General features: G+C 57.3%; 7 protein-coding genes. 6 read left to right on the top strand and 1 reads right to left on the bottom strand.

What is annotated here, in order from left to right:
- The 4 genes from NP3_RS50140 to NP3_RS45495 all read left to right on the top strand — a co-directional run.
- Positions 1 to 199, top strand: a 199-nt coding sequence (locus tag NP3_RS50140; RefSeq protein WP_218025080.1) for a hypothetical protein, incomplete at its 5' end; no start/stop codon positions are given.
- A 438-nt stretch (positions 200 to 637) separates the two neighbouring features.
- Positions 638 to 1,864, top strand: coding sequence for a hypothetical protein (locus tag NP3_RS45485; protein ID WP_157124995.1), 1,227 nt, complete (start codon positions 638 to 640; stop codon positions 1,862 to 1,864).
- Between the two features lie 234 nt (positions 1,865 to 2,098).
- Complete coding sequence (locus tag NP3_RS45490; RefSeq protein WP_169814696.1) at positions 2,099 to 3,175, top strand: Abi family protein; 1,077 nt, start codon at positions 2,099 to 2,101, stop codon at positions 3,173 to 3,175.
- A gap of 185 nt (positions 3,176 to 3,360) precedes the next feature.
- The gene (locus NP3_RS45495; protein WP_157124997.1) at positions 3,361 to 4,737 is read left to right on the top strand and encodes an ApeA N-terminal domain 1-containing protein; all 1,377 of its coding nucleotides are present in this window, start codon (positions 3,361 to 3,363) and stop codon (positions 4,735 to 4,737) included.
- Positions 4,738 to 4,974: 237 nt separating this feature from the next.
- Here NP3_RS45495 and NP3_RS45500 read toward each other — a convergent pair whose 3' ends face one another.
- Entirely contained in the window at positions 4,975 to 5,802 is an 828-nt protein-coding gene (locus tag NP3_RS45500) for a DUF6082 family protein (protein ID WP_157124998.1), read from the bottom strand.
- A 445-nt stretch (positions 5,803 to 6,247) separates the two neighbouring features.
- On the opposite strand from NP3_RS45500, the gene NP3_RS45505 reads away from it, so the two are divergent.
- Positions 6,248 to 6,628 (top strand): effector-associated constant component EACC1, encoded by a 381-nt coding sequence (locus tag NP3_RS45505; RefSeq protein WP_157124999.1) that lies wholly within the window; start codon positions 6,248 to 6,250, stop codon positions 6,626 to 6,628.
- The coding region (locus NP3_RS45510; RefSeq protein WP_157125000.1) for a caspase, EACC1-associated type at positions 6,609 to 8,186 on the top strand (1,578 nt) is incomplete at its 3' end. The genes NP3_RS45505 and NP3_RS45510, both read left to right, overlap by 20 nt.

The following is an 8,186-nucleotide window of genomic DNA, read 5'->3' on the forward strand; positions in this document are numbered from 1 at the left end:
AGCGAGTCTGGTCGAAATCCTCGGTGTAGCGGCCGCACCACTCAGGCAAGACGGGCCTGCCGCCGAGCCGGTTGGTGGCGAATCTGTCGGCAATTCAACGGCATTGAGACAGCAATCATGCAGCAAGAGATTTGCGCTGGGACAAATCACTGTAGATATGGCCGCCAATTCGCGGCGAAAAACCCGCAACTCGGGCTAATCAAACACGCTGGTAGGTATAGAGATCGGACCGTACTGCTTCCCGGCGGGCAGCGCTCCGCGAAGGATCAGGCCCCGTTTCTCAGCCTCGGCCGAGTACGTCTCGATGTGCTCGCGCACCTCGGCTTCGGCATCAGGTCCATTGGTCCGGATGAACTCCTTCAACTTGGCCCGCAAGAAGGCCCGGCGAATAGGTCGCCCACGTGGAAGAGCCAAAATCGCTGACAGACAGGAAGATTGGACCGTTATGGATGCGGCCATCGAAGGAATCTAGGCGTGGTATCTGAGTTCGTCAGTGTCGTCGAAAGTTCGTCGTGCGAATAATTCGATGACGATGTCGGCAACAGTTGAGACAATCTTCGAGGCGTACTCACCCGGTTGGGTGGCGTGCCGAATCAGGACTACTGTCCGCGAACCGTCAGGTATTCAGGAGGTCTCGGTGATCGAATCGCAGATCAAGCTCATTCAGCATGGAGCGATGCTTATCGGGAAGTTCGAGCGGCGAGGCCAAGAGGAGACCCTCAAACGGATATTCAAGGGAGATAATGATGATGGCGTCCGAGCGCAGCAAGCTACCGATGCTCTTGTCATCTATTCGGTTGTCGCGGGGCACCGCCTGATTACCCTCAAGGACGCTTCGTTTGACGAAGCCCTGGATGGGACGCGCGAGTTCAAGGCGAACCTGATCCCAGCTGAGCCCGACTGGTCCGGTGTGTGTGCCCTTATCAAGCTGATCGCGGGAACCACGGGCGGCGGGAGTGCGCCGACGCTCACCCAAACCGGGGCCTTTGTAGCGGCGTTCGACATCGCGATCGCTCTGACCCGGCAGATCGCGACCGAAGAAGGAATGGCGGCCAAGCTTGTGGCTGACGACATCTGTGCGAAGTGTGGTGACCTCGCGAGCCTTACGGGCATATTCGACCTCGGGGCCGCCAGCATGTCCTGGATCCAGAGCGCGACCGATCAGGCGGCGCGAGAACTACGACGTGCTACCGCGGATATCATGATCCGGCAATTCGCCAGTGCGGGCACCAGATTGTTGGAAGCATCGACGCGATTCGCATCCGCCGACCCGGCTAAGTCGTCGGTGTTCGGACACGGCGATGATCGCATTGCCGCCGTCGGCTATCTGATCCTGAGCACTTCTTCGCTCGGTAGCGCGATCGCTGGGCTCGTCGATACTAACCCCTATCCGGCATGGGCATTGATGCGTCAACTGGTCGAAGTCGAGTATCTCGCTTGGGCGTTCGCTGAGAACAGTGATGAGGCGGGTGCCTGGCTTCGATCGACGAAGCAGGAACGCACGAGCCAGTTTTCGCCTCGGCACGTCTATCGCAAGACGAACAACTCCTACCGCAGCCAGGACTACGAGTTGCACTGCGAACTGGCTGGTCACCCGACGCCGACTGGGCTGCGTATGCTCGGTTCGCAAGATCCACGCATCCCTGAGGGGGCGCTGTCTGAGTTCATCAACCATGGTGGCGGAGTCTGGGAACACATCGTGGCTGTTGCCAAGAAGTTGGCCAATGAGCACAGCGTCCCGCTCGATGACTTCCTTGACGTTGGTGCTGCCGAAGAGGTCACCGGAGCGGTCACCAGGTGGCGCACGGAAGATCCCTCTCGCCTTAACGTGCAGCTCTTTGCGGGGACGGCTGTCATCCAGTAACCATTCGAGGTGCGCATGATCGACGGCGACAACGCGATCGTCGAGTCCATCGGGCCGGTACCCCGTTCATGGCGGGTGGCCAGCATCGTGCCTGTTGGTGAGTCCTAGCTGTGGTGTCTCACCACGTTGGTTCCGCGGAGTTGTCCGACGAACATTGCCCCAGGGGCGTTTCGTCGCGAACGAGTCCCGACGATAGAGGCCAACCTGGGGCATGTTCACTATAGCATCGCAGGGGTGTCAGCGACGTCTCGTTCATCCTTTGAACCCGCGTGGGTCTCCTCTGAACGGTTTGCAGATTTTCTGGAAGCTGCAAATGAAGATCCGGGTGGAGCAAGAGCGCTATACGAGTGGAATGCAAGCATATCGGCCGCGTTATTTGAAGTCATTCATCATGTGGAGGTGTTGGTGAGAAATGCGATCATTGAAAGTCTCAACACTGTACCGCTGAGCGACATTGAAGTTCCAGGGACTCCCTGGGTTCAACAAGCGGCTCAGATCGAGGAGGTAAAGGGGCGGCTGAAGAAGTCTGGGAAAGAGGTGTCAGTACATCGGATAGTAGCGGGCGTAACCTTCGGTTTCTGGGCTACGATGTTCGACACGGAGTTCGAGTCTCTCTGGCGCGCGTCATTGAGGCTTGCGTTCAAGTACTCTCCCGGTGACCGAAAGTCGGTGGGCGGTGTCATGCAGAACGTGAACGTTTTGAGGAACTTGATCGCGCATCATGGAAGTCTTTTGAAGATAGATCCAGAAATCGAGTTCGAGAAACTAGCACAACTGGCAGGCTGGGTTGACCCGGAGGCTGAGAAATGGATCCGAGGACTGGAACGTGTATCGGAAATAGCTGCCCGCCGACCATTCCCACCCAGCCGTAACGTTGTGATTGTTGCGGCAGAAAAGGCGTGGCCCCTTTACAGTAAAGTGAATGCGTATATTTGCCCGCACGATCGCACCTTTCAGTCGATTGAATACTTAGGTTTCTATGCGGATTACGAGGTGAAGTCGGTATTCGCGAAAGTTCTCCGCCGTCTCCCTCTCGTCACATTCAGCAAGGCGGAAGGTAAGGCGCTAGCTCATTCTCCAAATGCTAATGACAAAGAGCTTTCGAAAATAATAGGCACGGCTTTGGCGAATGGCTGGTCACCCGGCACATATCAGGTGTTTGTGCTGAGTCCGCAAAAGGATGGCGCTTCAAAATTGCTAACTCAGCCAATTGTCCACGAAAAGAGGGGGCGGGGAAGCGCTTTCGTTCGAAACAAGCGGTATTTCAGTCTAGGCTCTCTGTTGAGCGCCACGAATACGCAGCACCTGTAGATTGCAGCGGTCCGCAGGCTCAGGCGAGGCGCAACTACAGCCAACTTGCGCACACTGCCCGGAACGCGGGGCGATCAGTGGACATGCGTCGCTGGCAACACGATCAGCGAGTTCGGAACTGGTGCTGATGAAACGGTCCACACGCCTCGAGCGACAGCAAGGCTATGACGGACACTGTGCGGTACGTGGGCAAGTGGTGGCTCGCTGATAAGGCAGATAATCGTGTGGGCGGAGTTCTCGAAATAAGTTCTGACGGTACTGCCCACCTTGAGGTTGTGGACGAGCTCGTGGGGGAGCAGACTGTCGAGCTAATACATGGGCACGCTGCAGGAAAGATGATCACCCTAGTCAACAGTTTCAGAACCGGTGGGAATGTTACGTTCGGGCAAGCGTTTACAGCCACCGAGAAGTTAAGATCTTCTCTCGTTTTCATTGGTGTGCATCTGACTAGCGAAATGGACAAGATTTTCAACTACATCGAAGTTGAAATTTCGTGCTTGACGAGCTTCGCTAGCAGAAGCGGCCTAGAATATGCGACGACGATAGATCGCGAAAACGGGCACTTCAAGAACGCTCAGGTTACCGTCGAGATACCTGAAACGCTCGTCGCCCGGGCAACGGCGCGGCAGCAGCAGGTGGAGATATACTGGACAACTAAATCCAGCTCTTTCGGTAACTTCACCTACGGTCGTGACATTAGCTTTACGGAAACTGCAAAACTTCGGGTTCGCGCCGACAGTCCATCGAGCTGGAACGAGTTTGACAAGGTAATTGGCAGCGTTCAAAACCTGGTCACTCTGGCCTCTCAACAGGGCTGTGCGGTTCGTTCGCGAAAACTTGCAATCACCCAGGAGGGCCGGGCTGCATCCGTTGAACTGTACTTTTCCAAGGCTGATACGTGGACAGACGCCAAAACTGAGCGTCATCGCTTCCTCTTCCATCTCCCCGACCTTGGCGCAGACTATGACTCTGCACTAAATAGATGGTTTTCATTGGGAGAGGAAATCGGAATAGCGCTCGATGCACTATTCAGTTTGGACTACACTCCAACCGTCTACTATCAAAATGAACTGTTCAACCTCGCGTCGGCAGCTGAAGGATTCCACGCCAAGCTCTTCCCTGAGAGCACTGCACACGATCCGGAAATGCGGTCGGAAATTGTCAGAGCCGCGATGCAGGCCTTTTCTGAGCACCCAGAAAAGAGCTGGGTAAAAGGAAGGCTGTCTGATAATCGCCCCGGGTTAAAGAAGCGTCTTCTAGAGCTCGCAGCCTTGCCAGACAGAGAAGCTGTCGAGAATCTACTCGGAAGCATTGACACATGGGCTAAGTGGCTAAGAGACGCGCGTAATGCGATTGGACATATGGACACGGGAGAACTCGAGAAGAAAATCCCAGAAGACGCTCGGTATCGCCTTTCGTATGTAACTAAGGCGTTGCTTCATTTGGTTCTGCTTCAGAAGCTGGGGATCAGTTCTGAACTACAATCTCGAGCGGTTGCGGATATCTATGGCTATTCTGCGCGTGAATTTCGGAAAGTCGTGGCGGAAGCGGCCCAACGCTGACGCATCTGGGGCCCAGAATGCTCCGAACGCTGGCTCGCCGCCGAGACTCGCTCGGCGGTCCACGCCATCGCCCCGGCGGAGAAGGGCTTGCCGCCAAACCATCGAAGAGTGACAAGACGGGCAGGAAAGGCGACGTGACCAGGTCTTTAGAACAGCACTAAACTTTCGGTTTTGCGCTCGCAAACGTCGTGGGTCTTTCGTCGTCGGCACAGCGTACAAGCGAATTGACCTTGTAGTTTACCGGCCGAAGTGGCTGACGTTCGACTTTCCGATCACGACGCCGAGTGCGACGCCAGCGCTGATAGTGAGGGCGACGAAACCAGACGTCAGCCACTTCGTTCGTTCGCGGGAGTTGGACATTTCCTGGGGACTGGCTGTCTGCTGTGACGCGCGGATCGCACCCCACGTGATCGGTGCCGGTCCGGCAGCCACGGCTTTTCGGTATTCCTCGTCTGCGATGCGTTTGAATGCCCGGGTCCGGTGGTTGTAGCTCGCCATCGTCGCCCCCCATAGTGCCCCGGTCTGGCTCCAGTAGTCTCGGCCGATATCGCTACGGAATACATCGCCAAACAGATCCTCGCGCAATGACCGTTCGCTGACCACGCCAGACTCGTATGCCATCAGTCCGTACCGCATCCACGCAGCGGCGTAATAGAACTGGCGAGCCTCGATGCCGGGTGGTTCGACTAGCCTCCCGATGCACGGCCCGTAGATCGTCGGGTCCTCCAGCGCAATACGGTTCAGGTCAAGTTGGTAGCGACGAACTGTCTCGTATCGGGATGCCTTGAACTGTTGGGTCTGTAGGAAGAGGGAAGTCGCAACCCCGCAGAGAGCGAGTGCCGACACGATTGTCGATGTCGCCCCGTAGGCTTGGCTGACTTCGCGCAGTCGGCCCCAGTCGACGCTGTTTGCCGTCGGCAGCAGCAGAAGCAGAAAGGGCGACAAGAGCACCGCGACCACGCCGGTGACGACTGTCACGCCGAGGGCGACATGTCGAGTGATCCTGTGACCGAGCCAACCGGCACTCCAGTGAAGCGATGCTGGCCGACGGGAAGCGATGCTCATCCGTAGATCCCCCAACTACCGACCGCGGTTGCTCGCGGATTCCGAATCTAGAGGCTATCCCAGGAGTTTCGTGCGTGCTGGCGAAAGATCCGGCGACATCGACAGGACGCGATCCGGTCGATCCGGGTCGGACGTTGGTCGATTCGTGGATCCAGCTCGACTGGAGTGGGGGTCGATTTGGTGCGTATCGGGTGCAAAACAAGAAAGGCCCCTCTCGAAAGGGGGCCTGACCTGGCGAAACGGTGGTGACCGCGATACCGGGACCAAACCGGTTGGTCGTTGTTCCCCTGCCGCTGGTCGGATTGCATAGGATGCCGGGACGAGTACTTGAGAGCGAGGCTTGGACCAAAGTGTCTGCTACATAGGATGTTTGGATCGATTAAGGCGTTAAGGTAGCCGTTGCAAGGTCGTGCTTACCCTGAGTCGGCGGGAGATAGGGGTGTCTGTGTGTGAGTTCAGATTGTCGATTAGTGACAGCGAAGACGACATTGAGGAGCTGCACGATCTATACGAGGCAATCCGGGAGGACTACGAACTCGTCGGCGTACGTGCGTCTCTAGTGCACGCACCGGTTCCGGATGGCGCGATGGGCGTCGAGGACGTTCTGCGACTGGTGCTCGACAACCCCGGTCTCGACGCTGCTGTATCGACTTGCGTGACTGCCTGGTTGGCTACTCGGAAATCGCGACGGCTGAAGATCATTGTGAGAGCGGACAAATCGGTTGAAATCCAGGCCGATGGCATCAAAGACATTGCGCCCGAGGATGTCGCCAGGGTGCTGAACATTGCTCGGGGGGAGCATCGGGATGAAACTGCCGGACAGTGAACGCTCACGTGTAGTCCTCATCGGATCATCCTCTTACGCAACAGATTCCGGATTTGGGCCGCTCCCCACGGTTCGTGAAAACCTCGTCCAGTTGGCAAACGTTCTGCAGACAAGGACAGGCATCGCGCAAGACAACATTCGCGTTGTGCCAGACCCGACGGACAATGAGGCCTTCCTCTTGGCGTTAGAGCCTGCGGCAAAAGAGGCAGAAGATCTGCTCCTGTTCTATTTCGCTGGCCATGGCATGTGGCTTCCCAAGGGCGGGCTCGGACTCACCCACAGTGCTTCTAAAGTTGCCTATCCAGCCTGGAGGACGGTCGATTACGATCTGGTCCGGGAAGTTCTGATTGGGTCCGACGCTTCGCTGAAGATGTCCATCCTCGATTGTTGCCACAGCGGAAATGCCCTGAAGAACATGATGGTGACAGAGGATCCAAGCAAAGCGCTGGAAGATCTCGCGAGAGTCAGTGGCAGCTATGTTCTGACAGCCACCGACGGCAGGAAAAGGTGGGCAGACTCCCGCGGCACGAACGGCTGTACGGCCTTTACGGGCGCTCTTATCGATGTTCTTTGCGGTGGTAAGCCAGATGATCCGAAATACCTGACCATGGACATCATCTACCCGCGGTTGCGAGCCGAGCTGATCGGACGTGGCTTGCCAGCCCCACAAGCAAGCGGACGAAACAGGGGATCGTCAATTGCGCTCGCCCGCAACCACCTTTGGGCCATGGCCGGTGCACCTGCCGACGCCACAACTGCGAAGGACTGCCGCCGAAAGGCATTCGCAGCGCTGGACGACCAGGACAATCCCAACGCTGAGCTTTGGTTTCAAAAAGCTGCCGAAGGGCATGATGTCGTGTCGATGATCGGTCTTGCTCTGCTTATGAAAGACCGAGGCGATTCGGACAGAGCGGAGCTGTGGTTCCGGAAGGCGGCCGACTACGGCGACAACGTTGCCATGGCCAACCTCGGTCTGCTGTTGAAGGGGCGTGGTTGTTCGGATAAAGCGGAGCTGTGGTTCCGGGAGGCGGCCGAGCTCGGCAACAGCCAGGCGATGCGCGAGCTCGGGGTGCTGTTCACGGAACGTGGTGATTTAGACGAGGCCGAGAAGTGGTTTAGGAAGGGAGCCGAGCTCGGCAACAGTCAAGCGATCAACGGTGTCGGGTTCGTTTTGAATCAGCGTGATGATTTGGATGAAGCCGAGGTGTGGTACCGGAAGTCGGCCGAGCAAGGATACGAGGTTGCGATGCGAAACCTCGGGGTGCTGCTGAAGGCCCGTGGTGAACCGGACAGAGCGGACACGTGGTACCGGAAGTCGGCCAAGCTCGGCGACGCGGATGCTATGAACGGACTCGGAGTGCTGTTCAGAGAACGTGGTGATTTAGACGAGGCTGAGCAGTGGTATCGGAGGGCTGCGGAGCTCGGCAACGGCAACGCGATGAGCAACCTGGGGTGGCTGCTGAAGGCGCGTGGTGATTTGGGTGAGGCTGAGCAGTGGTATCGGAGAGCTGCGGAGCTCGACAACGGCAACGCGATTAACAGACTTGGGGCGATGTTC

It is taken from the genome of Nocardia pseudovaccinii NBRC 100343, assembly GCF_001613225.1.
Classification (GTDB): Bacteria; Actinomycetota; Actinomycetes; order Mycobacteriales; family Mycobacteriaceae; genus Nocardia; species Nocardia pseudovaccinii.

Excerpts from the sequence above, each read along its gene's own strand:
- NP3_RS45500 (WP_157124998.1), bottom strand. The coding sequence starts at position 5,802 with ATGAGCATCGCTTCCCGTCGGCCAGCATCGCTTCACTGGAGTGCCGGT.